This is a genomic window from Herbiconiux sp. SALV-R1, assembly GCF_013113715.1.
Taxonomy (GTDB): domain Bacteria; phylum Actinomycetota; class Actinomycetes; order Actinomycetales; family Microbacteriaceae; genus Herbiconiux.
Genome location: NZ_CP053344.1, coordinates 4,297,468 through 4,321,007 on the forward strand (window position 1 = coordinate 4,297,468; position 23,540 = coordinate 4,321,007).

At 70.8% G+C, this 23,540-nt stretch carries 18 protein-coding genes; 9 read left to right on the forward strand and 9 right to left on the reverse strand.

Features of this window, described 5'->3' with window-relative positions:
* Positions 1–64: 64 nt before the first annotated feature.
* A complete protein-coding gene (locus HL652_RS20390; protein ID WP_171706998.1) occupies positions 65–823 on the forward strand; it encodes an SDR family NAD(P)-dependent oxidoreductase in 759 nt (252 codons plus the stop codon).
* On the opposite strand, the gene HL652_RS20395 is transcribed toward HL652_RS20390, so the two are convergent.
* Together HL652_RS20395 and HL652_RS20400 are read right to left on the reverse strand one after the other, a co-directional pair.
* Positions 772–3,273 carry a family 78 glycoside hydrolase catalytic domain gene (locus HL652_RS20395; protein WP_171706999.1) on the reverse strand — a complete coding sequence of 834 codons (2,502 nt, stop codon included), beginning with the start codon at positions 3,271–3,273 and terminating at the stop codon, positions 772–774. The two genes, HL652_RS20390 and HL652_RS20395, sit on opposite strands and share 52 nt — an antisense overlap.
* On the reverse strand, positions 3,270–4,589 hold the full coding sequence (locus tag HL652_RS20400; RefSeq protein ID WP_171707000.1) for a DUF3863 domain-containing protein: 1,320 nt from the start codon (positions 4,587–4,589) through the stop codon (positions 3,270–3,272). Before HL652_RS20400 ends, HL652_RS20395 begins: the two co-directional genes overlap by 4 nt.
* Before the next feature lie 165 nt (positions 4,590–4,754).
* On the opposite strand from HL652_RS20400, the gene HL652_RS20405 reads away from it, so the two are divergent.
* From HL652_RS20405 to HL652_RS20430, 6 genes are all read left to right on the forward strand, one after another.
* The gene (locus HL652_RS20405; protein WP_171707001.1) at positions 4,755–6,023 is read left to right on the forward strand and encodes an ABC transporter substrate-binding protein; all 1,269 of its coding nucleotides are present in this window, start codon (positions 4,755–4,757) and stop codon (positions 6,021–6,023) included.
* Positions 6,024–6,120: 97 nt separating this feature from the next.
* On the forward strand, positions 6,121–8,217 hold the full coding sequence (locus HL652_RS20410; protein WP_171707002.1) for a DUF6259 domain-containing protein: 2,097 nt from the start codon (positions 6,121–6,123) through the stop codon (positions 8,215–8,217).
* A 189-nt stretch (positions 8,218–8,406) separates the two neighbouring features.
* On the forward strand, positions 8,407–9,378 hold the full coding sequence (locus tag HL652_RS20415; protein ID WP_171707003.1) for a carbohydrate ABC transporter permease: 972 nt from the start codon (positions 8,407–8,409) through the stop codon (positions 9,376–9,378).
* Complete coding sequence (locus HL652_RS20420; protein WP_171707004.1) at positions 9,375–10,211, forward strand: carbohydrate ABC transporter permease; 837 nt, start codon at positions 9,375–9,377, stop codon at positions 10,209–10,211. Before HL652_RS20415 ends, HL652_RS20420 begins: the two co-directional genes overlap by 4 nt.
* On the forward strand, positions 10,208–12,979 hold the full coding sequence (locus HL652_RS20425; RefSeq protein ID WP_171707005.1) for a glycoside hydrolase family 2 protein: 2,772 nt from the start codon (positions 10,208–10,210) through the stop codon (positions 12,977–12,979). The genes HL652_RS20420 and HL652_RS20425 overlap by 4 nt, the downstream gene beginning before the upstream one ends.
* Entirely contained in the window at positions 12,979–13,710 is a 732-nt protein-coding gene (locus HL652_RS20430) for a Type 1 glutamine amidotransferase-like domain-containing protein (RefSeq protein ID WP_171707006.1), read from the forward strand. The genes HL652_RS20425 and HL652_RS20430 overlap by 1 nt, the downstream gene beginning before the upstream one ends.
* Positions 13,711–13,837: 127 nt before the next feature.
* Here HL652_RS20430 and HL652_RS20435 read toward each other — a convergent pair whose 3' ends face one another.
* Positions 13,838–14,812: a helix-turn-helix transcriptional regulator gene (locus HL652_RS20435; RefSeq protein WP_171707007.1), complete on the reverse strand. Its 975-nt coding sequence runs from the start codon at positions 14,810–14,812 to the stop codon at positions 13,838–13,840.
* Between the two features lie 180 nt (positions 14,813–14,992).
* Here HL652_RS20435 and HL652_RS20440 point away from each other — a divergent pair, with 180 nt between their 5' ends.
* Both HL652_RS20440 and HL652_RS20445 read left to right on the forward strand, forming a co-directional pair.
* Entirely contained in the window at positions 14,993–15,790 is a 798-nt protein-coding gene (locus tag HL652_RS20440; protein WP_171707008.1) for a hypothetical protein, read from the forward strand.
* Positions 15,791–15,902: 112 nt separating this feature from the next.
* Complete coding sequence (locus HL652_RS20445) at positions 15,903–18,212, forward strand: DUF2510 domain-containing protein (protein ID WP_171707009.1); 2,310 nt, start codon at positions 15,903–15,905, stop codon at positions 18,210–18,212.
* Positions 18,213–18,258: 46 nt separating this feature from the next.
* Here HL652_RS20445 and HL652_RS20450 read toward each other — a convergent pair whose 3' ends face one another.
* From HL652_RS20450 to HL652_RS20475, 6 genes are read right to left on the reverse strand one after another with little or no spacing between them, the layout of a single operon-like run.
* Entirely contained in the window at positions 18,259–19,287 is a 1,029-nt protein-coding gene (locus HL652_RS20450; RefSeq protein ID WP_171707010.1) for a Gfo/Idh/MocA family protein, read from the reverse strand.
* On the reverse strand, positions 19,284–20,027 hold the full coding sequence (locus HL652_RS20455; RefSeq protein WP_171707011.1) for an N-acetylmannosamine-6-phosphate 2-epimerase: 744 nt from the start codon (positions 20,025–20,027) through the stop codon (positions 19,284–19,286). Before HL652_RS20455 ends, HL652_RS20450 begins: the two co-directional genes overlap by 4 nt.
* Entirely contained in the window at positions 20,024–20,965 is a 942-nt protein-coding gene (locus HL652_RS20460; RefSeq protein WP_171707012.1) for a BadF/BadG/BcrA/BcrD ATPase family protein, read from the reverse strand. Before HL652_RS20460 ends, HL652_RS20455 begins: the two co-directional genes overlap by 4 nt.
* Positions 20,962–21,696 (reverse strand): glucosamine-6-phosphate deaminase, encoded by a 735-nt coding sequence (locus HL652_RS20465; protein WP_171707013.1) that lies wholly within the window; start codon positions 21,694–21,696, stop codon positions 20,962–20,964. Before HL652_RS20465 ends, HL652_RS20460 begins: the two co-directional genes overlap by 4 nt.
* Before the next feature lie 32 nt (positions 21,697–21,728).
* The gene (locus HL652_RS20470) at positions 21,729–22,571 is read right to left on the reverse strand and encodes a carbohydrate ABC transporter permease (RefSeq protein WP_171707014.1); all 843 of its coding nucleotides are present in this window, start codon (positions 22,569–22,571) and stop codon (positions 21,729–21,731) included.
* Positions 22,568–23,533 carry a carbohydrate ABC transporter permease gene (locus tag HL652_RS20475; RefSeq protein WP_171707015.1) on the reverse strand — a complete coding sequence of 322 codons (966 nt, stop codon included), beginning with the start codon at positions 23,531–23,533 and terminating at the stop codon, positions 22,568–22,570. The genes HL652_RS20470 and HL652_RS20475 overlap by 4 nt, the downstream gene beginning before the upstream one ends.
* Positions 23,534–23,540: the final 7 nt, after the last annotated feature.

Genomic DNA, 23,540 nt, shown 5'->3' on the forward strand with positions numbered 1-23,540 from the left:
GCGAGTGGCTTCCGCTACGGTATGTAGTATCACTACAAAGTGACATCGACGCAAGGAGGCGCACATGTATCGCGAGCTGCTGGGTTTCGAAGGGCGGGTCGCCGTGGTGACCGGGGGGTCGCGCGGCATCGGCCACGCCATCGTCACGGCACTCCACGAGTTCGGCGCCCGCGTGGTGATCGTCGACGTGCTCGACGAGCTCGGCACGGCCGCCGCAGCGGCCTTCACCGAGGGCCCGGAGGTGCACTACCGGCACCTCGACGTCACCGACTCCGAGGCCGTCGCCGCCACGATGGCGGCCGTGGCGGAGGAGTTCGGCAGGCTCGACCTGCTCGTCACCTCGGCGGGAATCGCCGACCACACGCCCTCGCTCGAGCTCGACGTCGCGGCCTGGCGCCGGGTGCTCGACGTGAACGCCACGGGCACGTTCCTGTGCGCCCGGGAGGCGCTGCGCCACATGAAGGCCGGGTCGGCCATCGTGGCGATCGGCTCGATGTCGGGCGAGATCGCGAACGCGCCCCAGCGGCAGGCCGCCTACAACGCGTCGAAGGGCGCCGTGCACCTCGCGGTGAAGAGCCTCGCCATCGAGTTCGCCGACGCCGGCGTGCGCATCAACGCCGTGGCTCCCGGCTACATCGGCACCGACCTCACGAAAGACGGCGTGCCCGAGGAATGGTGGGCCGACTGGGAGCGCCGCACCCCCCTCGGCCGGCTCGGCCGGCCCGAGGAGGTCGCGTCGCTCGTCGCCTTCCTCGCCTCCGACGCCGCCTCCTACATCACCGGTTCGATCGTCACGGTCGATGGCGGGTACACCGCCTGGTGAGACCTCACGCTGTGCCTGCCTGACGCGAGCTCCGTCTCGGTGCCGGGCAGGCGTAGCGTCGCGGTGACCCCCTCGGGCACCGTGGCGTCGAGCTCGACGTGCCCGTCGTCGCCCACCGTCCAGTGCACCGCGAGCGTGCCGTACGGGGTCTCCACCGATGCGGATGCGCCCCCCACGTCGAGAACGCAAGGTGCGATGAGCGCGTGGCGCCACCCCGGGGCGACGGGAGATAGCCCCGCCACGTCGGCGAACAGCCAGTCGTCGACGGTGCCGAGGAAGTAGTGGCCGCGGGAGCGCGACTCCGGCTTCCAGTGCTCCCAGAGCGAGGTCGCGCCCTGGGTCACCCAGAAGCCCCAGCTCGGGAACGTGGTCTGCGTCGCGACGGCGAGCGCAGCATCCGCGTGGCCGAAGCGGGTGAGCTGGGGCAGCAGGTGCTTCGTCGCCAGCGCGCCCGTCGAGAGGTGGTCGCCGCGGGCGCGCACGTCGGCGGCGACACTGTCGGCGACGCCCTGGCGGAGCGCCTCGGGCAGCACGTCGAAGGCGAGGGCGAGCACGCCGTGGGCCTGGCGGAAGCCCTCGTCGCCCTCGCCCGCGACGATGCCGTCGCGCACGAACAGCGACACGAAGGCGGCGCGGGAGCGGGCCGCCGCGTCGCGCCACTCCTCGGCCGGCTCGCCGAGCTCGGTCGCCCAGGCGGCGAGCACGTCGAGCATCGCCACGAGGAAGGCGGTGGCCGCGATGCGGGTGTCTTCGGGGGCGTTGCCGCCCCCCGCCGGGGTCTCCGGGCTCACCCAGTCGCCGAGGGTGGTGTCGGCGATGCCGTCGACGGTGCGGGCGAGCTCGAAGCGGAGGTAGTCGCTCGCGTCGGCCCAGAGGTCGACGAGCACGCGCCGGTCGCCGCGCTGCATCCACAGTTCCCAGGGAATGAGCACGAGCGCGGAGTGCCAGGTGGGGGCGGGTGACCAGTCCATCGTCCAGCCGCCGTCGGGGGCGAGCACGGTGGGCGCGCCCGAGCCGTGACGTGAGGCGGCGATGTCGGCGCACCACTTGGCGAGGAGCTCCTGCACGTCGAGGTTCTGCAGCATGAGCCGGGCGCCCACCATGCCGTCGCCCGTCCAGCCGTTCTTCTCCAGCATGGGGGTGTCGGTCGGGATGCCGTGGAGGTTGTTGAGCACCGTGCGCACGGTGAGCTCGTGCACCGTCTCGAGCAGGGGGATGTCGCAGGTGAACGACCCGGTGCGGTCTGCTCGGGTGTGCACGAGGGCGGCGCGCACGCGCGGCAGCCGGGCCGCCCGCACCTCGGCGTACTGGAAGCCGTGGTACACGAAGCGCGGCCGCCAGCGCAGCGGGGCGCCGGCGAGCACAACCCGGTCGAGCTGGAAGCGGCCGGCGAAGTAGCCGAGGGGGTCGTCGGTGTCGACGCTCCCGTCGGCGCGCAGCCGTTCGCCGTGCCGCAGCTCGATGAGCTCGCCCGCCGCGCCCTCGGCCTCGATCTCGAGCCAGCCCGCGATGACGCGGGGGAAGGTGAGCACCCAGCGCCCGGGCTCCAGCTCGACGATCTCGGTGGGGTCGAAGCGCTCGGCAACCTCGATGGGGGGCTGGCGCTGGTTCACCGCCCGGCCACGCGGGCCGGCGACGATCCACGCGTCATCCCACTCCGAGTCGTCGAATCCGGGGGTGTCCCATCCGGGCGGCTCGCGGCGCGCGTCGTGGTCTTCGCCACCGTGCAGGTCGTCGTAGCGCGTCGGTCCGTCGATCGCCCCCCACGTCGCATCCGTCGTCAGCACGTGTTCGGCACCCTGCTCGTCGCGGATGACGAGCAGCAGCCGGGCGCAGGGCTCGGCGTGCCAGGGCGCCGTCTCCCAGTTCCAGGTGTTCGGGGAGGCCATGCCGTAGAAGCCTCGGCCGAGCTCGAGCCCGACGGCGAAGCGTCGCCCGGCGGCGAGCAGGGCGGTGACGTCGGTGACCGTGTACTGGGCGGTGACGTCGTAGTCGGTGAACCCGGGGCTCAGCACCGCGGGTTCGACGAGCTCGCCGTCGATCGTCACGCGGGCGTAGCCGCCGGCGGCCACCACGAGGTAGGCCTCGGCGATCGAAGCCGGCGGGGTGAACTCCCGGCGCAGCAGCGGGGCGGCGCCCGACGGATGCGCGTGGCCGATGAAGCGCGCACCGCGCCAGTCGCCGTCGAGCACGCCGGTGACGAAGGTCGAGTGGGTGCTCGCTCCGTTCGCGGTGACGCTCCACCGGTACCGGGTGAGCGACGCGAGGGCGGGGCCGTCGTACTCGACCTCGGGGGCCGGCCGCTCGGTTCCCGAGGTCGACCACACGAGACCCGCGGGGCCGTGCACCTCGAGACGCCACGCGCCCGATCCGTGCCAGGAGAAGCGCGGAGCGACGTCGACGCCCACGGGTTCGGCCGTGTGCTCGACGCGGAGGCTCGACGGGCTCACGGGAGGAGCTCCGCGAGTTCGGCCCGGGCGCCCCAGCGCGACCGCAGCCCGCCGAGCACCTCGGGGTGCTGGGCGAGGAACGAGCCGATGGGCTGCGGTGCATCCTGCGCACGGGTGCGCTTCTGGTTGATCTCGCCGAGGAGGCTCCAGCGCCGGTCGCCGAGCTCGGTGGGCTCGTGGGCCTCCGGCCGGTAGTCGGTGTAGTCGAACACCAGCGGGTCGGAGCTGCCGTCGACCACGCCGAGCCGGAAGTCGGCGCACATGAACCAGGTGACGCGCTCGCCGAGGGTGGAGGCCTGCACCCCGGAGCCCTCCTGGCGGAGCAGATAGGCGAGGGCGGCGTCGTCGGGGTTCGCCGCCGACCACTCGGCGCCGAAGTCGGCGATGGGGGTCACCCGGAGGTCGGGCCACTCCGAGCGCAGCGAGGCGAGCCAGCCACCCCAGGCGTCGAGGAGGCCGGGGTCGGTCTCGAGCCCGCGGTGCACCTCGCTGATCTCGTAGTTCACCGTGAGCCAGCCCAGCCCGTTCCGCTCGACGTTCGGGGCTCCGAGGTGCGCGGCGCTCGTCGCCTCCAGCTCGGCGAGGGCGTCGGCGCGGGGCAGGCGGTGCAGCGTCTCGATGGGGCCGAGCCCGAGGCGCGAGTTGAAGCCGGTGCCGTCGGGCCCCATGCCCGCCGCTCGCGCGGCGACCAGGTCGACGGTCCACCCGTCGAGCATGGCGACGTCGATGCGGTCGTCGCCGCGGGCGGGGCGGAGGAAGTGCGCGCGAGACGGCCGGTAGGGGTAGGCGACGGAGCCGTCGCCGTCTTGCAGATCGATGTCGAACTGGCTCCAGATGTTGCCCTGCACGGTGCGGATGCCGAGCTCCTCACGGGCGCGTGCCGTGTTCTCGGCCGACAGGAAGCCCGCCACCAGAGAGCGCGTCTCGCGCTGGAACTCGTCTTCGATGAGCGCGACGGCGTCGGCGATGTCGCGGGCGACCGCGTCGCGCGAGCCGTGGAGGTTGGGGAAGAAGCCGCCCGGCACGAAGGTGACGTCGTCGCCGAACGTCTCGGCGCAGCGCGCGACCTCGCGCCGCACCTCGGCGTAGCGGGCGCTGTCGTCGGTGAGGGCACCCCACGACAGCGCCCAGGTGATGCGGGCGTCGGGGATGGCGTCGCGCACCGTGGTGCTGAACCGGTCGATCAGCGCGGCGCTGTGCCGCTCCGATTCGTCCTCCCAGAGCCAGCGGTCGCGGGTGGCCTCGATCTGCTGGCGCCTCACGACGGTGTTGATGGTGAGACGTCTGCCGATCGAGTCGCCGGGAGAGGGGGTCACGATGCTCCTTCGCGTAGTGAAACTAACCGAATCCACCCATTTTGAGACCGGATAGGGGTTGAATGCTGGCTTTTCATCGGAATTTGTGTAGCCTGACTACAGCATGACACGATCGAGCGGGCACCACGCACGATCCCTATCAACGACGATATTGAAGGAGAGGCCATGAAGAAGTGGCTCACGGTCACCACGGCGCTCGCGACCGCGCTCGCTGTCACAGCACTTGCCGGATGCTCCGGCTCGGGTGGCGGCGACGGCGGCAAGACCGAACTCAGCTTCCTCATGTGGGGCGACGGCGGAGACACCCAGCAGGCGTACCAGGACGTCATCGACACCTTCGAGGAGGCGAACCCCGACATCACCATCAACGCGGAGTTCTTCAACACGAACGACTACGACAACATCCTGAAGACCCGTCTCTCGGGCGGCGCCGGCCCCGACATCTACGGCTTCGACCTCGGCAACATCGACGACTTCGTGCGCGACGGCTTCGCCACCGACCTCAGCGAGGGCGGCAGCGACTACCTGTCGAAGCTCACCGAAGACGCCGCGAAGGAGAGCCACCGCGGCGAGGAGGGCGACGCCGTCTCCAACCTCCCCATCTCGCTCTCGGGCAACGGCATCATCTACAACAAGGCGCTGTTCGAGAAGGCCGGCATCGACGCCGCCCCCACCACCTACACCGAGCTCAAGGCCGACGCGCAGAAGCTGCTCGACGCGGGCATCACCCCCTTCGCCATGTCGGCGCAAGACAACTGGTGGCCGCAGTTCATCGTGTACTACGCCCTCGCCGAGCACGGCGCGAACGAAGACCTCGCCGCCGAGATGGCCGCGGGCGACGCCGACTTCTCGTCGAGCGACGCCTGGAAGGAGTCGCTCGACATCGTCAAGGAGCTGACGCCGTACTACATGCCGAACCCGCTCGGCACCAGCCAGACGGCGGCGCAGTCGGCCTTCCTCGGCGGCCAGGCGGCGATGTTCCCCGCCGCGTGGATCCTCCCCGACGCCCGCACCGCCGACCTCGACGTCGACTACATGAACTTCCCCACCACCGACACCCCGGTCGACGACCTGTGGGGCACCTACCAGGTGCGCTTCGGCGTGAACCCGGGCAACGACAAGGTCGAGGCCTCGCAGAAGTTCCTGGACTACTTCATGTCGGATGACGTGTACCTCGACTTCCTCACCAAGGTGAAGCAGTTCCCGACCACCACGACCGTCTCGGTCGGCGCCGAGGTCGACCCGCTGTACCCCGAGATGCAGGAGTCGTGGGACGGCAAGACCTTCATCGCCGCGTTCTCGCCCACCGCCAAGTCGGTGCAGGACGAGCTGCTGGTGGGTCTGCAGAACCTCATCGGCGGCCAGCAGAGCACCGAGGAGGTGCTCTCGTCGCTCGACACCGCGCTCGAGCAGTGGCGGGCCGACAACCAGTGACGACCACGCGCGCCCTGCCCGGTTCGACCCGGGCTGGGCGCGCGCTCGTCTGCCCCCGCCCGCGACCCGCCGGGCGACAGCTCCGACCGAGGACATCATGACCACTGGCGACATCACCCTCACCGACGCCGGCACCACCGTGCGGATCGACGCGGCGACGGGGGGTGTGCTCGGTGTCGACGGCCCGGGCGGCACACTCGTCGCTGCCCCGCATCCGGGCCTGTTCGTGCTCGAGATCCCGCGCGACGGCGACCGCACGGTCGTGGTGCAGACCCGCGAGCAGCGGGTGTCGGAGGTGCGCACGCGTGCCGACGGCCGCGGCGTGGAGCTGGTGTGGCGGGAGCTCGTGACGAGCGCGGGCGAACATCTCGCCGGCACGGCGACGGCCACGCTCGAGCTCCACGACGGGCGGCTCGACGCCACCCTGCGGGCCGGGTTCGACGACGACGTGCGCGTCGAAGCCGCGCGGTTCCCCTCTCTTCCGGGAGTCGTCGCCGCGGGCGACGGGCGACTCGAGCTGGTGCGTGCGGAGTACACGCAGGGCTCGCGTCACGAGCTGCTGCCGCGCTTCGAGAGCACGGCGCCCTACTGGGGCACGGTGTTCCCCGACTACGCCAGTGGCAACCTGCGGCCCGAGGTGGTGTGCAACCCGACCTCGCCGTTCATCCTGCTCGCCCGTGAGAACGACGGCCTCGCCGTCATGCCGACGACGCCCACGACCGAGTTCATCGGCTGGCGGGCGTCGCTCGAGCCGGGGTACGCCGACAGCCTGCTGCGCACTGGAGGCGACGGCGTGCATCCGGCCACCGTCACCCTCGACGCCATCCAGGTGCTCACGGGCGGCAGCGCGTTCGAGGCGGTGCCGATGACGGTCGCCGTCTACGCCGGCGACTGGCTCGCCGGTCTCGAGGCCTACCGCGTCACCCAGAACCCGCGCCGGCGCCCGCGAGCCGCCTGGCTCGAGGAGCCGCACTCCTGGCTGCAGGTGCAGCTCATGTCGACGGAGGGCGAGGTGCGCTACGACTTCGCGGCGCTCCGCGACATCGTCGACGAGTGCGCCGACGCCGGAATCGGCGCGCTGCAGATCGTGGGCTGGAACGAGGGCGGGCAAGACGGGCTGGTGCCGGTGCACCGCCCCTCCGAGCGTCTCGGTGGCGAGGCGGGCCTCGTCGCCGCGCTCGACCGAGCGCGCGAACGCGGCGTGCGTGCCGTGCTCTACACGAAGTACCAGTGGGTCGAGAAGCCGGGGCCGTACTGGGAGGAGTTCGCCGACTCGGTCTGCCTCGACGAGCAGGGCCAGCCCTACGCCCAGCCCGGCCCGGTCTACCACTCGGCGCGCAAGCGCTACGGCATGAGCACCCCCTGGTACGTTCCGCTGTGCTTCTCGTCGTCGGTGCTGCGCGAACGCTTCGCAGCCGAGGCCGCACAGATGGCGCGGTGGGGGGCTGCGGGCCTCCTCAACGACGAGTCGCTCTATCACGGGCGCGCCCTGCTCTGCTTCGCCGACGACCACGGCCACGAGCCGGGTGCCTCGACCTTCACCTGGGACGCCGAGTTCGTCGCCGCCCTGCAGCAGGCGGCGCTCGCCGAGACCGACGAGTTCATCGTCGCGGCCGAGGGCGCTTTCGACGGCCAGTTCGAGTTCTACGACGCCTCCTACATCCGCAGCGCCTCGCCCCGGCATCTGCCGATCGGGCGGCGCCTGCGCCCGGGCGCCGCCATCTCCACCGCCCTCATCGGCTTCGACGACCGGTCGATGGTGAACCAGTGCCTGCTCTACGGGTACGCGGCGAGCATCGAGCCGTTCCACTTCAAGGGCAGGCCGACGGATGCTCCGCTCACGGTCGCCTACGTCGGCCAGGTCGATGCGCTGCGCCGACGACTCGCGGAGTGGCTGTGGACAGGAGAGCTCGACCCCGACGCGGGTGTGCGGGCCGTCGGCGACGCGACTCCGCACCCGTACGCCACGCGATGGCGGGCCGCCGCGGGAGGGCCCGCCGTGACCGTCGTCACCCACCTCGACGAGGGGGAGCGCGAGTTCGAGGTCGACGCGGGTGACGGCTCCGCCGCCGTCGTGCTGCGCCCGGGCTCCGACGCCGCCGAGCCTCTCACTGGCGGCCGGGTGACTGTGCGGCCCGGCGACGCCGCGGTCATCGTGCCCGCCGAGCTCGCTCGCGCTCGCGGCTGGGTGTAGCGCCGCTAGCCGATCGGGGCCTTTTCGAGCACCCCACCACGCTCAGGATGCCCATCCCCGCCCGAAAGATGTAGTATTGCTACATGGCGCAGCTGCGCCGACCATATCGATGAAGATCTGCGAGGGAGCCATGACGAAGTGGCACACGGCGGCCGTCAGGGCCGCGCACCGTCAGACGGGAGTCGCCCGATGACGAGCACCCGCGTCGAAGACGTCCGCGTCATCCCGACCGTCACCACCGACCGCACGTCGTGGAAGCGCCGCGTCTGGTCTGACCGATCGACGATGGGCAAGTTCCTCATCGCGATCGCCCCCGCCCTCATCATCTACACGATCTTCACGATCTGGCCGATGCTGCAGGTGGTCTTCGCCGCCTTCACCGACGCCAGGGGGTTCAACCGGCCCGCCGACTTCATCGGCCTCGACAACTTCGTGCGCATCTTCTCCGGCGACCCCACCCTCACCAAGGCGATCGCGAACACCGGCATCTACGCCTTCTTCAAGGTCGTCGTGCAGACCGTGCTCGCGTTCCTCATCGCGGTGCTGCTCAACCGGCAGCTGCGGCTCGGCAACATCTACCGCGCCGTGTTCTTCGCCCCCATCGTCATCAGCCCCGTCGCCATCGTGTTCACGTGGAGCTTCATGTACGACCCCACGAACGGCACCATCAACTCGCTGCTGCGCGACGTCGGTCTCGGCGGCCTCGCCCAGGACTGGCTCGGCAACTACGACCTGGCGCTCTACAGCGTCATCCTGGTCGACCTGTGGAGCGGGCTCGGCTTCAACGTCGTCATCTTCCTCGCCGGGCTCTCCACCATCCCCGCCGAGATCAACGAGGCGGCTCGCGTCGACGGCGCCAAGGGATTCAAGGCCATGCGGCACATCACCATCCCGCTCATGATCCCCTCGATCGGGCTCGTGCTGGTGCTCTCGGTGAACGGCGCGCTGCGCGCCTTCGACACCGTCTATCTCATGACGAGGGGCGGGCCGGGAGACTCCACCCAGCTCTACATGACCGAGGTGTTCCACCAGGGCCTCGTGGCCAACAACTTCGGTTACGCCTCGGCCATGGCCCTCATCGTCATCGTGGTGCTCATCGTCATCGCCGGGGCGCAGAACAAGCTGAACAACCGCATGAGCGCCGAGGAGAACGCCCGATGAACACCCGAACCCTCAAGCGCCTCGCGCGTCGTGTGCCCATCAACCTGCTGCTCATCTGCCTCAGCCTCATCATGATCTACCCGCTGCTGATCATGGTGATCACGGCGTTCAAGCCGAACCTCGAGGTGCTGACGAACCCCACCGGGCTGCCGCAGACCTGGACCTTCGACAACTTCGTCACCTCCTGGGTCGAGGCCGACTTCACCAACCTCTTCCTCAACTCCATCCTGCTCACGGTCACGAGCATGGTCGCGGCGACCTTCATCGCGGCGCTCGCCTCCTACGCCATCGTGCGCCGGGTGTCGCGCCTCGGATCGGTGGCGTACCTGCTCATCGCGGCGGGAATCTTCCTGCCGCTGCAGCTCGCTCTGGTGCCGCAGTTCCGCGTCATCCGCGACCTCGGCCTCATCAACAACTACCTCGGCGTCATCCTGGTCTACATCGCGGGGGCGATCCCGCTCGGCGTCTTCCTCATGGCGGCGTTCATGCGGCAGATCCCGAAAGAGATCGTCGAGGCGGCGGTCGTCGACGGCGCCGGGTACTTCACCCTGTTCCGCACCATCTACCTGCCGCTCGCCCGGCCGGCCATCGCCACCTTCTGGGTGCTGCAGGGGGTCGGCATCTGGAACGACTACCTGGTGCCGCAACTGCTCCTGACAGACCCCACGAAACGCACGTTGACGACGGGTGTGCTGTACTTCAAGGCGCAGTACCTCGCCGACTGGGGCAACATCATGGCCGCGGTGCTCATCATGAGTCTGCCGATCCTGCTCATCTTCATCTTCGCGCAGCGCTACTTCGTGAGCGGACTGTATGCGGGCGCGGTGAAGTGAGGAGTCTCGACGACTTCGAGCTCGCCGCCTACGCGCGGGCCGTGCTCTTCGGCGACGGGGCGGTCGAGGCCGATCTCGCGGTGCCGACCGTGCGGGTCGGGGCACGCACGGCGGAGACGGAGGCGGCGGATGCGGGGGAGACTCCGGTCGCGACCGGCGAGCCCGTTCCCGAACCGCTCCTCCTCGACGGTGAATGGCTGCTGGCGGGCTCCGTGCCGCAGAAGCAGTTTTCCATCGAGCGCTGGGCGGAACCCGCCGGCTCGAAACCGCCGCACGAACCCGCCGAGTGGTTCCGGCCCGACACCGATCGCAGCGCCTGGACGCCCGCGACCGTGCCGGGAACCGTGCAGGGTGCCCTCGCGGCGGCGGGCGTCACTCCGCATCCGCTTCTCGGCTCGGCGACGTACGACGAGCTCGTCGACCACGGCGTGCCCGAGCACTGGCCGTGGCACTTCCGCCGCACCCGCATCGAGCAGCAGGAGTGGTGGTACGCCCGCCGCTTCACCGTGCCGGCCTCGTGGGAGGGCCGGCGCATCCGTCTCGCCTTCGACGGCGTCGACTACTCGGCCACGGTCTACCTCGACGGCTCGCCGGTCGCGCGCCACGAAGGCATGTTCGGTGGACCCGAGATCGACGTCACGGCCCTGATCGCGCCGGGGGCCGAGCACGAGCTCGTGGTGCGGTTCGACCCGCCGCCGCACGACTGGCACGGCGTGCTGAAGGGGTCTCCCGGCTGGGGCTGGCACTACGGGCACCTCATCTCGATCGGGCTGTGGCGGTCGGTGCGGCTCGAGGTGGTGCCCGAGGTGGAGCTCGCGCATCCGTTCGTGAGCACGGTGAGGGCAGACGCCGACTCGGCACTGCTCCGGGTGCGCGCCGACGTGCGCGACCACACGGATGCGCGAGGCACCCTCTCGGGAACCGTCACGGTGCGAGGTGATGACGGCGTGGTCGTCGCGTCGCGCTCCTTCGAACTCGCGTTCACCGGCGCGCTCACGCGCTTCGAGCTCGAGCTGGAGCTCGACCGGCCGCGGCTGTGGTGGCCGTTCGGCTACGGCGAGCAGCCGCTGCACCGCGTCGAGATCGAGATCGGCGGTCATGCGGTCGAGGTCGAGACGGGCATCCGCACCATCGAGATGGAAGCGCTGCCCGACTGGCAGGGCGAGGAGTTCTACCGCTGGCGGTTCGTCGTGAACGGACGGCCGATGTTCCTCACCGGCGCCAACTGGTGCTGGACGGACCCGCTCACCGAGCGCGACGGCTCCGTCGACGAGCACCTGTTGCGGCTCACCCGGCACGCCGGGCTCCGCATGCTGCGGGCCTGGGGCGGCGGCATCGTCGAGAGCGAGCGGTTCTACGCGGCCTGCGACCGGCTCGGCATCCTGGTGCTGCAGGAGTTCCCGTTCTGCTTCGGGCTGCCCGGTGCCTCGTCGGTGTCGCTGGCCGCCGTCGACCAGCAGGTCACCCGCATCGTCAGGGCGCTGCGCAACCATCCCTCGCTCATCGTGTGGGGCGGCGGCAACGAGAACGAGCTCACCCGGTCGGGCGACGAACTGCTGCTGCTCGCGGGGCGGCGCACCACCGCGCTCGACGACTCGCGACCCTTCCACCGCACCGACCCCTGGGGCGGGAGCGTGCACAGCTACACCGTCTACCACGAGGGTGCCCGCATCGACGAGGGCTACACCGCCGTCGACGGGGCGGTGTGGGGGGAGTACGGGCTGTCGAGCCAGTGCGCGCTCGAGAGCATGGCCGAGTTCCTCGACCCGGCGCTGCTCGAGGAGTGGCCGCCCCCCGCGCACGGCGCCATCCTGCAGCACCAGGCGCAGTTCTCGCTCGTCGACATCGTGAAGCAGCTGCGCTACGCCGACTACGGGCCGATCGCCGACTGGGCGACGTTCATCGAGGCGAGCCAGGTGGCCCAGGGCGAGGCGCTGCGCTTCGCCTCGGAACGCGCCAGGTCGGGCAGCGGCGACCACACCTCCGCCTACTGGCTCTACAAGCTGGGCGAGGTCTTCCCCGGGGCGTCGTGGGCCATCGCCGACTTCTACGGTCGCCCCAAGCGCTCGTTCTATCTGGCGCGGTCGTTCAGCCGGCCCCGATCGGTGTTCGCGGTGACGAACCGGCTCGACTGGGCCCCCGGCGAGCTGTTCAAGGCCGAGGTGCACCTCGCCAACGACACCCCCGAACCCCTCGACGCCTCCGTGGAGGCGCGGTTGTGGGATGCCGACCTCACGGTCGCCGCGAGCTGGTCGGGCCCGGTGTCGGTGGCGCCCGACCAGCGGGTGCTCGCCCACCGGTTCTCGACCGTGGTGCCCGGCCGCGCGCATCCGCTGCACCTGGAGGTGCGCATGACGGATGCGCGGGGCGAGACCACCAGCCAGTGGTACTGGTTCAACGCGCGGCAACGCGGGGAGCGCATCGAGGAGCTCGAGCGGTCGGCCCCCGACGAGCTCTGGGAGGCCGACCTGTCGCCCCACTTCGCCGCCTACGCCGCCGACCGGCCCGCCCCCTTGTGGGAGCTTCCGCGCACCCGGCTCGCGGCACGGGCCGTCGACGGCGGGTTCGAGGTGCAGAACGTCGGTGAGGTGCCCGCGCCCCTGGTGCTCGTCGACGGCTTCCCACACGGGCCCGGGGCGCTGCTGCACGACGACGCCTTCGGGCTCGCGCCGGGGGAGACGCGCGTGGTCGGGATGGAGGGTGAGGTGTCGGTCGCGTCGCTGTCGGTGCGGGCGTGGAACGCGGATGCCGTCGGGGTGACGGCGTGATGGCAGCGGCGCTCGCCGGTGTGACGGTGCTCGCCACCTGCAGCGGGTGGCAGCCCTCCACGCGCGCCGAGCTCGAGTTCAGCCCGCTGCAGCGCTTCGCCGTCGAGCTCACGGGCGTCTCGGGCCGGGCGCCTCGGGTGCTCTACGTGAACACGGCCGGAGGCGACCCGCGTCAGAGCGAGGCCATCGAACTCGACGCGGCCCGGCTCGCCGGGGTGCAGGCGCGGCACCTCCGCCTCTTCGGTCGCACCGACGAGCCGCTCGACGAGATCGTCGCCGACGCCGACCTGGTCTGGGTGGGCGGCGGCAGCGTCGTCAACCTGCTGGCGCTCTGGCGCGCCCACGGTCTCGACACCCTGCTCGTCGAGGCCGCCCGACGCGGCACCGTGCTCGCCGGCACCTCGGCGGGCGCGCTCTGCTGGCACGTGGGAGGCCCGACCTCCTCCCGCGGCCCGGCCCTCGATCTCGTCGATGACGCCCTCGCGCTCGTCCCCGCCTCCCTCGCCGTGCACTACGACTCGCAGCCGCTCCGCCGCCCCCTCTTCCACGCCGCCATCGCCGCCGGCCGCCTCCCCGCCGGCTACGGCCTCGACGAGGGCACCGCCGTGCTCTACCGTGACGGCTCGCTCGCCGAGGCACTCCGCGAGCCCACCGGCGGCACCGTCCACCGCGTCGAACGTTCCACCTCCGCCACGGCCGCCGAGCACCCCCTCGCTCCCCGCACCCTCTGACGCGCCTGCGGCCTGAAGGTGCCGTGTTCGTCTTCACATCCTGCCCACCATCGGCCGCGCCCCGCGGCGGAGCCACGCAGTAGCCCACCCGGGAGGGGCGGCATGTCAGATCGGCTGTCGTCGCCGGTCAGCGGCGGAGGCTCTGGCTCGGCAACTCGTCGAAGGCCGCACGGTAGTTGCTCGCGAAGCGGCCGAGGTGCGTGAAGCCCCATCGTCGTGCGATCGCCGCAACGGTCTCCCGCGTCGGATCGCCGGCGAGGAGGTCGAGCCGCGCAGCGTTCAGCCGCACCTTGTGCAGGTAGCCCATCGGCGTGGTGTCCAGATGCCGGCGAAAGCCGGCGTGGAGTGCGCGGACGCCGAGCCGGGAGGCGCTCACGATGTCGGCCAGCGTGATCGGTTCCTGGGCGTGCTCGTCGATGTATGCCACGGCCCGGCGGATCGCCGCGGTCGCTCCCAGCGGCCGGGCGTCGTGTCGGTCGAGGTGGTCGGTGAGGGTAGTGGGGAAGGTCGCGAGCACGGTGGCGGCGATCAGCCCCGGCAACTGACCTTGGATGAGCTCCACACCGGGATCGTCGGCGCTCAGTTCGATGGCGCTCATCATGTAGCGGCGAGTGGCGTACCAATGCTCGCCGAGGGTCGCGCTGCGGGGATGGACATCGGTGAACCGCAGGTCGAAGGCATCGGTGCCCGCGAGACGCCGCGCGTAGTCACGCACCTCGGAGCGGGCGATGCTCACGACCTTCGCGTGGCACCCGTCGAACTCGGAGCCGACCCAATCCGGGTACAGCACCGGGTGGAGGATGTCGAGTTGCCGCCCCTGGGCATCCCAGAGTCGCCCGGAACCGGGCTCCCGGTCCATGTACACGACCGAGTACACGTGGTCGGCCGGATCGCGTTCCAAGCCGTCGAGGTCCGATGTTCCCCGGAAGCTCAACTGGAAGTCCAACGCCGACAAGGAAGGGCTCACCGCGGAGCGGATGGACAAGTAGGCATCGCGTGGATCGATGACCGACATGTCGACCGCCCCGAGCGCGCTCGACATCATGTCGGCCATCAGATCCGAGTCACGTGTCTCGATCCTCGACAAGGTGAAGCCACCCATGGCCCCTCCCAGCGCCATCTCTACCGCCCCGCTCAGTGTACAAGGAGCGCTGAGATGTCCGGATGGCGCCGGTGCGGAGCGCCCGTGGTCGTCGCGAACCGGGGGTGCCGGGTGTCCTGTTGAGGACATGTCCGCTTCAGGAGCTTGTCGGCATCGGTCGGGGTTGGGGATGCTGGTGCGATGCCCGAGATCTCCCGCAGAACCGTCATCGGAGCGGCCTGGTCGGCTCCCGTCGTCCTCGCCGCCGTCGCCGCCCCCCTCGCCGCGGCGAGCGGGCAGACCGCCTCGTCGGTCGCGTGGGGTGCGGCGAGGGGTGACTTCGGCGGCACGAGCACCATCACGGTCACCATTCCCGCCGGGTCGGCGGCCGTCGGCAGCAGCGGGTCGATCCTGTTCAGCTTTCCCGACACCGTCGGCAACCTGCCCTCCTTCCCGACGCTGCCCGCGGGCTGGACGTACACGCCCTTCGGTGGGGGCCAAGCCGCCCTGCTCAACTCCCCGTCCGGACTGACGGCGGGCGAGTACGTCTTCACCACGGGCGAATGGATCGACCTCTCCGGGTCGTACGAGGTGCTCGCCACCTGGCAGAGTGCCGCCGAGTTCGGCTCGTCGACGAGCCTCATCACCGTCAAGCCCGCCGGAGTGCCGACGGTCGTCTGGGACAGTGCGTCGGCGAGCTGGGGCGGCACGAGCATCCTCACGGTGTCGGTCGTCGCCGACAGCTATGCCGCGGGTGAGCTCGGTGTCATCGGCGGTTTCGACAGCGGTCTTCCGACCGGCCCGGTGCTCGATCCGCGACAGGGCTGGGCCGTCACGAACATCCAGGGCACCCGGGCCCTCATCAACCCGGCGGTGCCCGTGGGCGACTCGACGATCAGCTTCACCTGGCCGGCGGGTTCAGGCACGGCGACCGTGACCGCGCAGTTCATCTCGACCAACGGCGGAGTGCCCGTCAACGCGACGATCCAGCTCGGGTAGAACTCCCCATGTCGTCCCGCCCGACCAGGTTTCAGGGCAGGATCGAAGGTGACCGACGCGCCGCGAGAACCGAGGCGAGCGCGCGGGGATCACTTCGGGGGAGGGATTCGCTGTGGCGGAATCTGACGGTGGAGCGGTCGCGGGCTGGTACCCCGACCCGGCGGATGCGAGCATCCAGCGCTACTGGGACGGCACGCGGTGGACGGAGCACGTGCATCCGGCCCCTCAAGCGGCGAGCTACCCGCCGCCCGCGGCGGACACGCAGGTGCCGGGCCAGCAGCCCGCGCACCACGCCCCCGCCCCGCAGCACCCCGCCAAGCCCAAGCGCCGCCGCGGCCTCGTCATCGGGCTCGTGTCGGCCGGTGTCGCGGTGGTCGCCGTGCTGGCGCTGGTCGCGGCGTTCATCGTCGTGCCCGGCATCACCTCGCCGCAGGCCTCGCTCTACACCGACCGCTCCGCGATCTACGACTACACCGAGCCGATGCTCGATCTGGAGCGCGACCACGAGTTCCTGCTCGACGTCGACTACGACCTCGACGCGGTGAACGCCGCCCACATGGAGGAGGCGGGCCTCGAGCAGGGCGAGCGGGGCGGGCCCGACGACTGGGCGGTGCAGGTCTACTACGACGCCGCGCTCACGAAGCCCGCGCAGTTCCACGCCTTCCAGCTCGACCCGGGCGCCGACATCACCATCTCGGGCAGCGAGACGGGAACCGCCTTCGGCTCCAACGCGCCCGAAGGCGGCCGCGCCGTGATGGACGAGACCGACCCCGACTACGACAGCTATCAGTACGGCCAGTGGGGCCTTCACGACGAGTACTTCCTGGTCACCCGCGTCGAGAAAGACGGGTCGCCCAAGGAGAAGCCGGTCGTCACCCGCTTCACCGTCACGTCCGAGCTCGAGGCGCCCGACGTCACCTTCAGCGACCCTGCCGGCGACGGCACGGTGACGCTGTCGTGGGACCCGGTCGACGGGGCGGATTCGTACATCATCGTCACCGCATCCGACGCCACCGGAGACAGCGGCAACCTCAGCTACGTGACCGAGGTCGACGGCACCGAGTGGTCGAGCGCCACCGATGTCTACGACGTCACCGACGCCCCCTGGGTGACCCAGCAGAACGTGAACCTGCAGGCGTTCAGCTACCGGGCGGGCTCCGACGACCAGCAAGACGGCAACCCCTCCGAGGAGTACGAGGAGAACGTCGGCCAGGCGTTCGACCTCGGCGTCATCGCCACCGACGGCGCCCACTACTCGCCCTATACGCCGCACGACCTGGTGCGCTCGGCGGGCTCGCTGCCGTACGAGGTGGCCTTCTACGCCGCGGGCGACCTCAAGAAGTGGGGTGCGAGCGGCTACATCGAGGGCATCGAGAACGTGCAGACGGTGCTCCCCTTCACCGGTATCGACGGGCGCACCCGGTCGACGGTCGCGTACATCGACGACACCGGCATCCTCGACTACGGCGACCGGTGGATCTTCCCGCTCCGCGGGCGCGGCACCCAGCTCGGCGAGTGGATCCCGGTCACCAAACGATCGACCCCCGACCCTGTCGCTGCCGCCGCCCAGTTCAACGCCGCCGCCGAGGCCGCGGCGCCCGACACGGGCCTGCCCCGCTTCGAGGCCTACGCCCCGCCCGAGAACGTCGACGACGAGCCGCTCGCCGAGGCGCCGCCCACCGACTACCCGGTCTACGGCAGCACCGACTTCACGAAGTACCTGGCGCAGCACATGATCGCGCAGACGAAATCGATCGACATCTCGGAATACGTCGACCAGCCGGGCGCGCCCGACCCGTACGACGCCGCGATGGAGGCCCGCTACCAGAACCCGTACGTCTTCAACGTCAACTACATGGGTCTGCGCGACGGCGGCGACACCCTCCTCGTCACCTACTCGATTCCGACCGAGGAGGTGAAAGCGCTGCAGGCGAACCTCAAGCAGCGTGTCGACGAGGTGGTCGGAGCGGTGACCAGCGACGACATGACCGCCGCCGACAAGGTGACGGCCCTCAACGACTGGCTGGTCTCGAACGCCGAGTACGACGACGCCGCGTTCGCCGAGATGCAGGCCCAGCAGGCCATCCCGGTGGGCCGTGAGCCCGCGTGGAACGCCACGGGCACGCTGCTGCTCGGCACCGGCGTGTGCGCCAGCTACTCCTACGCCTTCAACGCCCTCGCGAACGCCGCGGGCGTCGAGACGGTGGTGGTCTCGGGTGATGTGTTCTCGGGCGGCGCCCACGCCTGGAACAAGGTGCTCGTCGACGGCACCTGGCTCGCCGTCGACACCACCTGGAACGACGGGGGCGACCCGTCGGCGTACCTGATGATCCCCGACTCGGGCTTCACCGGCGAGGCAGCCCGGGCCGAGAACGACTCCTGGATGATCGACTCGTCGATCCCCGCCTACGCCACGCCGTAGGGCGCGCTGCGGGCGTCGGCACCGACGCCCGCACGAGCACCGCCGCTCAGTCGCTCGAGACGGAGGCCCAGCCCTTCGTCTCGAGAGACTCGCCGACCGCGTCGAGCACCCGCGCCGCCGAGACGGCCTCCTCGATGCCGATGCGGCTGGGCCGGTCGAACTCGATCATCTGCAGGAAGTACTCGAACTGCTGCGGCACCACTCCCTCGAGCACCCCGTCGAGTTCGGGCGAGAGCACCGTGTTGGGCAGGCTGTAGCCGTCACCCGTGGTGAGGTCGACGCCCTCTCCCGTCACGTCGACGCGCAGGGTGCCCTCGGTGCCGTACAGCTCGAACTGCGAGGCGAGTCCGCTCGGCGTGTTCTCGAGCAGCGCCCACGACACCTCGATGGTGCCGACCGTCCCGTCGGCCAGTTCGCAGACGATCAGCGCGACGTCGACGCCGGGAACGCCGAGCCCGGGCAGGATCTTCGCCGCGGTGGTGGCGCAGACCCGCGTGATGGGGCTGCCGCTGATCCACTGCACCAGGTCGATGTCGTGGATGCCCTGGTACATGTAGATCGGCGACGCGCCCCGGTTCGCCACCCCGACACTGCGCGGCACGATGCGTGAGGCCCTGAAGTGCACCGGCGAACCGACCTTGCCCGTGCGCACCGCCTCGGCAGCGGTTCTGAACCGCGGGTCGTGGCGCAGTACGTGCCCGACGAGCACCTTCGACGCCGACTTCTCCGCGGCCGCAGCGATGGCGCGCGCTCCGTCGAGCGTGTCGGCGAGCGGCTTCTCGACGAGCACGTGCAGCCCGGCCTCGAGCGCGTCGACGGTGACCCCGACGTGCAGCTTGTCGGGCACGGCGATGATCACGGCGTCGAGGGATGCTGCGGCAGCGGCCTCGCCGAGCGTCGCGAACCACGGCGCCCCGTACTGGTCGGCGACCCGGCGACCCGTGTCCTCGAACGGGTCGACCACGGCGGCCAGGGTGGCACGCGGGTTCTCGTCGACGATGCGGGCGTGGACCTGGCCCATGCGGCCGGCGCCGACGACGGCGATGCGGGTCGAGGTGGTGGGGGTGGTGGTCATGATGCTGAGGCTCCCTTCGTGAGCGTCGTGGTCGTCGTGAGCGTGGTGAGCGTGGGGATGGCGGCGGCGAACCGTCTCGTGAGGGCCATCGGCTCGGTGATGGAGGTGCCGACGACGACGGCGAGGGCGCCGGCCTCGAAGGCTGCGGTGAGCTCGGCCGGGGTCTTGATGCGGCCCTCGGCCACCACCGGGATCGATGCCGCGGCGAGCTCGCCCACCAGTTCGATGTCGGGGGCGCCCGAGCGGTTCTGTGGCACCGTCGTGTATCCCGAGAGGGTGGTGCCGACGAGTTCGGCGCCGAGGCGTGCCGCGTGGGACCCGGCAGCGAAGCCGTCGACGTCGGCCATCACGGGCACACCGAGCTCGCGCACGGCGGGCAGCAGCTCGTCGATGCGCTCGTCCCAGGGCCGGTCACGGAGGGTCGCATCGAGCGCGACGATATCAGCACCCGCGTCGACGAGCCTGCGGGCACGGTCGAGGGTGGGGGTGATCCACTGAGCGCCGCTCTGGTCGAGGGTCTTCTCCAGTCCGATGATGGGCACGGCGACCCGCTCTCGCACGGCCGCGACGTGCTCGGCGCTGTTGATGCGCACGGCCGCCGCACCCGCCTGCACCGCAGCTTCGGCGATGGCGGCGATGATTCCCGCGTCGCGCAGAGGGGAGTCCTCGGGTGCCTGGCACGACACGATGAGGTGTCCGCGCAGCAGTTCGATGTCGATCAAGGTGGTTCCTTCGTTCATGTCACGTCGATGAGTCCGGGGAACGCGTCCCCGACCCGGTGGTTCTCGGCAAGAAGGCGTGCTCCGGTGAGGGCGGCGTCGGGCCGGATGACCAGCTCGGGCTGGGCGAGACCGGCCCGTCGCAGGGAGTGCAGCACCGCATCCGTGTAGCCGCGTGATCGGGTCAGCCCGCCGGTGAGTCCGATGGGCCCGTCGCCGAGGCGCGCGGTCAGGGCCGTGCGCGCGATCTCGTCGCCGGCGGCACGGATGATCGTGCGCGAGAGAGGGTCGCCCGCGTCGGCGGCGCGCAGCACCTCGAGGGCGAACGCGGCGACGTACTTAGGGGCGGGCACCGAGCCCATGGCGCCGTGGTACACGTCGGCGGGGGAGCCGAGGGCGGCAAGGGCGCCGGTGAGGGTCGTCTCGGCTCCGCGCCCCTCGACGGCGTCGAGCGCCGCCTGCAAGCCGCGCTGCCCGATCCAGAACCCGCCGCCGAAGTCGCCGAGGAGGTAGCCGCGCGCGTCGACGCGCCGGAAGGCGCCCCAGGTGTCGGCCCCGAGCGCCGCGACGCCGGTGCCGCAGATGACGACCGTGCCGGAGGCGGCCCCCACCGTTCCGAGGAAGGCGGTCACCGCGTCGGCAGCCACCGCCACCGGTGCGCCGAGGCGCTCACGCAGCACCGCGGCGAGGGCGCCGGGCGCCGAGGAGCCGGTGACGTATCCCGACAGCCCCACCCCGATCGCGGAGAACCCGACGCCGGCGGGAGCGGCGATGGCGATGCGCTCTGCGAGCGCTTCGACGAGGCCTGGGGAGGTGAGAGCCACGATCCCGTACGGCTGCTCGACGACCTCCGCTCCGCCCGCCTGCAGCCGGAAGCCGCTCTGGCCGACGTCGATCGCGAGCACGGCGTCGGCGGAGGCGGTGCGTGCGGCGGCAGTGGATTCAGTCTCGGCGCTCATGGCTCGATCCTCCCGGAACGGGACAGCCGGGATGCTGCAGCGTCGTCGAGCACCCAGTGCACGTCGGGATGCGCGCGCAGGGCGCTCGCCGGTACCCGCTCGGTCACCGGACCCTCCAGGGCGGCCGCCACGGCCTCGGCCTTCTCGGCGCCGAAGGCGAACAGCATCAGGATGCGCGCCTCGAGGATGGTGCCGATGCCCTGCGTCACCGCTTGCGACGGCACCTCGTCGACACCGGAGAAGAAGCGCGCGTTGGCGAGCCTGGTCGACGGGTCGAGATCGACGACGCGCGTTCGCGAGTCGAACGACGACCCCGGCTCGTTGAAGCCGATGTGGCCGTTGCGCCCGATGCCCAGGATCTGCACGTCGACGCCGCCGTGCCGGGCGATGGCGAGGTCGTAGGCAGCGGGGTCGGCGCCCGAGGGCAGATGCACCCGGTCGGGGGAGATACCGAGAGGGCCCGCCGCGTCACGCTCTACGACCGATCGGTAGCTCTCGGGATGCCCGGGCGGCAGGCCCAGGTACTCGTCGAGGGCGAAGAGTGTGAGGTCGGGGAACTGCAGTTCGGGGAGCTCGTCGCGCCGGCGCGCGAGGGCCCGATAGACGGGTGTGGGGCTCGAGCCGGTGGCGACGCCCAGCACGCGCAGGCCGCCGCGGGCGGCGAGGGCTGCGATCGTGGCGGCAGCGCTCTCGGCGGCGGCCTCGGCCGTGGGGTGCACGCTGACGCGCATCCGTTCTCCTGTCGTCGGGGAGTCTGTCGCGCTCACTTGACGCCGCCGAACGAGAGGCCGCGGGCCATGTGCTTGCGCACGATGACCGCGAAGATGACGATCGGCAGCGTGCCGATCACCCCCGCGGCGGTGAGCCTCGCCCAGTTGGTGCCGAAGAAGCTGAGGAAGCCGGCGATGGTGACCGGCACCGTCTGGCTGTCGCCGCTCGTGAGCACCAGTGCGTAGAGGAACTCGTTCCACGACTGGATGAGGGCGAGCACGAAGGTGGCGAATGCCGCTCCCCACACGTTCGGCAGGATGGTGAGGAACAGCGTGCGCCACTCGCCGAGCCCGTCGATCATCGCCGCCTCCCTGATCTCGCGCGGGAACGCCACCAGGAAGGAGCGGAAGATGAGCACAGCGAGCAGCACCGCGTAGAAGGTGTGCACGATCGTGAGCCCGAACGGATTGCCGGTGAGTCCGACGCCGAAGAAGGTTCGGTAGAACGGCGTGAGACTGAGCACGGGCGGAACCGTCGTGAGGAGCAGGATGGCGAGGGTCATGCGGGCCGACGCCGCCGACTCCGCCGGCCACACCTGGGTGGTGAGGTAGGCCAGGGGCAGCCCGACCAGGATGCCGAGGGCGCTGCTGACCACGGCGATCCCGCCGCTGACGAGCATCGCCTGGCCCATGCCGCCGTCGGTCCAGGCTGCGACGTAGCTGTCGAACTGCGGCGTGAAGAACCACACCGGAACGCGGCTGAACGCGTCGACGTCGTTCTTCAGCGAGGTGCTGATGAGCCAGACGACAGGGAGGATGCACCAGAGCACGAAGGCGTAGACGCCGACGACGCGCAGGGTGTGCAGGAACGATCGTCGTGCCGTGCGGTTGTTCACGAGCGGGCCTTCCGGATGCGCAGACCCATCAACCGGGTCGCGGTGGGGAACAGGATGATCAGCACGGCGACCGACACGAGGAGACCGACTGCGGTGGCGTAGCCGATGTCGAAGGTCTCGAATCCGACCCGGTAGACGTAGTTGCTGATGGCGAGGGTGGAGGTGCCCGGCCCGCCCTTGGTCATCGTGTTGACCAGGGCGAAGGTCTTCACCGAGTCGATGACGCGAAGGAGCACCACGATCGCCAGCACGGGCGAGAGCATTGGAACGGTGATGTTCCACAGCATCCGGAAACCCCCGGCGCCATCGAGCTGGGCGGCCTCGAACGGCGAGGGGTCGAGCGACTCCAGCCCGGCCAGCACGATGATGACGACGAAGGGCGTGTTCTGCCACACCTCGACCAGGATGATCGTGCCGAGCGCCGTGTTCGGGTCGGAGAGGAAGGCGTGGCTGCCGAGGCCGCTGCTGTCGAGCATCCAGGTGATGAACCCGGAGGTGGGGTCGAGCAGCAGTCTCCACATGAGACCCGCCACCACCGGGGTCAGCACCATCGGGATGAGGATGAGCGCCCGCAGCAGGCCCTTGCCCGGGATGCGGCCGTGCAGGGCGAGGGCGATGGCCACACCGAGCACCATCTCGATGCCCACACCGGCGACGACGTAGACGAGGGTGACACGGATCGACCCGAACAGGGTGGGGTCGGCGAGCGCCCTGGCGAAGTTGTCGAGGCCGACGAACTTCTCCTCGCTGCCCGGGCGGAGGAGGTTCTCGCCGTGGGTGACGAGGTTGGCTCCCTGCACGACGATGATCGCGAGCAGGGGGACGATGACGACCGCGGCGGGCAGCGCGAGGCTCAGCCGGGCCAGCAGTCCGCGGTGGCGCCGGGGCGCCGGAGGGCGCCGGAGGGATCGATCGGCGACACCTTCCGCGGTGCGACGAGGGCGTTCGGTCGATGTGGTCATGGGATCT

What these genes read in the sequence shown, in the direction of transcription:
- HL652_RS20405 (WP_171707001.1), top strand. Translation starts at nt 4,755, where the DNA reads ATGAAGAAGTGGCTCACGGTCACCACGGCGCTCGCGACCGCGCTCGCT.
- HL652_RS20440 (WP_171707008.1), top strand. Translation starts at nt 14,993, where the DNA reads ATGCCCGAGATCTCCCGCAGAACCGTCATCGGAGCGGCCTGGTCGGCT.
- HL652_RS20410 (WP_171707002.1), top strand. Translation starts at nt 6,121, where the DNA reads ATGACCACTGGCGACATCACCCTCACCGACGCCGGCACCACCGTGCGG.
- HL652_RS20475 (WP_171707015.1), bottom strand. Translation starts at nt 23,533, where the DNA reads ATGACCACATCGACCGAACGCCCTCGTCGCACCGCGGAAGGTGTCGCC.
- HL652_RS20430 (WP_171707006.1), top strand. Translation starts at nt 12,979, where the DNA reads ATGGCAGCGGCGCTCGCCGGTGTGACGGTGCTCGCCACCTGCAGCGGG.
- HL652_RS20415 (WP_171707003.1), top strand. Translation starts at nt 8,407, where the DNA reads ATGACGAGCACCCGCGTCGAAGACGTCCGCGTCATCCCGACCGTCACC.
- HL652_RS20455 (WP_171707011.1), bottom strand. Translation starts at nt 20,027, where the DNA reads ATGAACGAAGGAACCACCTTGATCGACATCGAACTGCTGCGCGGACAC.
- HL652_RS20460 (WP_171707012.1), bottom strand. Translation starts at nt 20,965, where the DNA reads ATGAGCGCCGAGACTGAATCCACTGCCGCCGCACGCACCGCCTCCGCC.
- HL652_RS20465 (WP_171707013.1), bottom strand. Translation starts at nt 21,696, where the DNA reads ATGCGCGTCAGCGTGCACCCCACGGCCGAGGCCGCCGCCGAGAGCGCT.
- HL652_RS20435 (WP_171707007.1), bottom strand. Translation starts at nt 14,812, where the DNA reads ATGGGTGGCTTCACCTTGTCGAGGATCGAGACACGTGACTCGGATCTG.
- HL652_RS20450 (WP_171707010.1), bottom strand. Translation starts at nt 19,287, where the DNA reads ATGACCACCACCCCCACCACCTCGACCCGCATCGCCGTCGTCGGCGCC.
- HL652_RS20420 (WP_171707004.1), top strand. Translation starts at nt 9,375, where the DNA reads ATGAACACCCGAACCCTCAAGCGCCTCGCGCGTCGTGTGCCCATCAAC.
- HL652_RS20390 (WP_171706998.1), top strand. Translation starts at nt 65, where the DNA reads ATGTATCGCGAGCTGCTGGGTTTCGAAGGGCGGGTCGCCGTGGTGACC.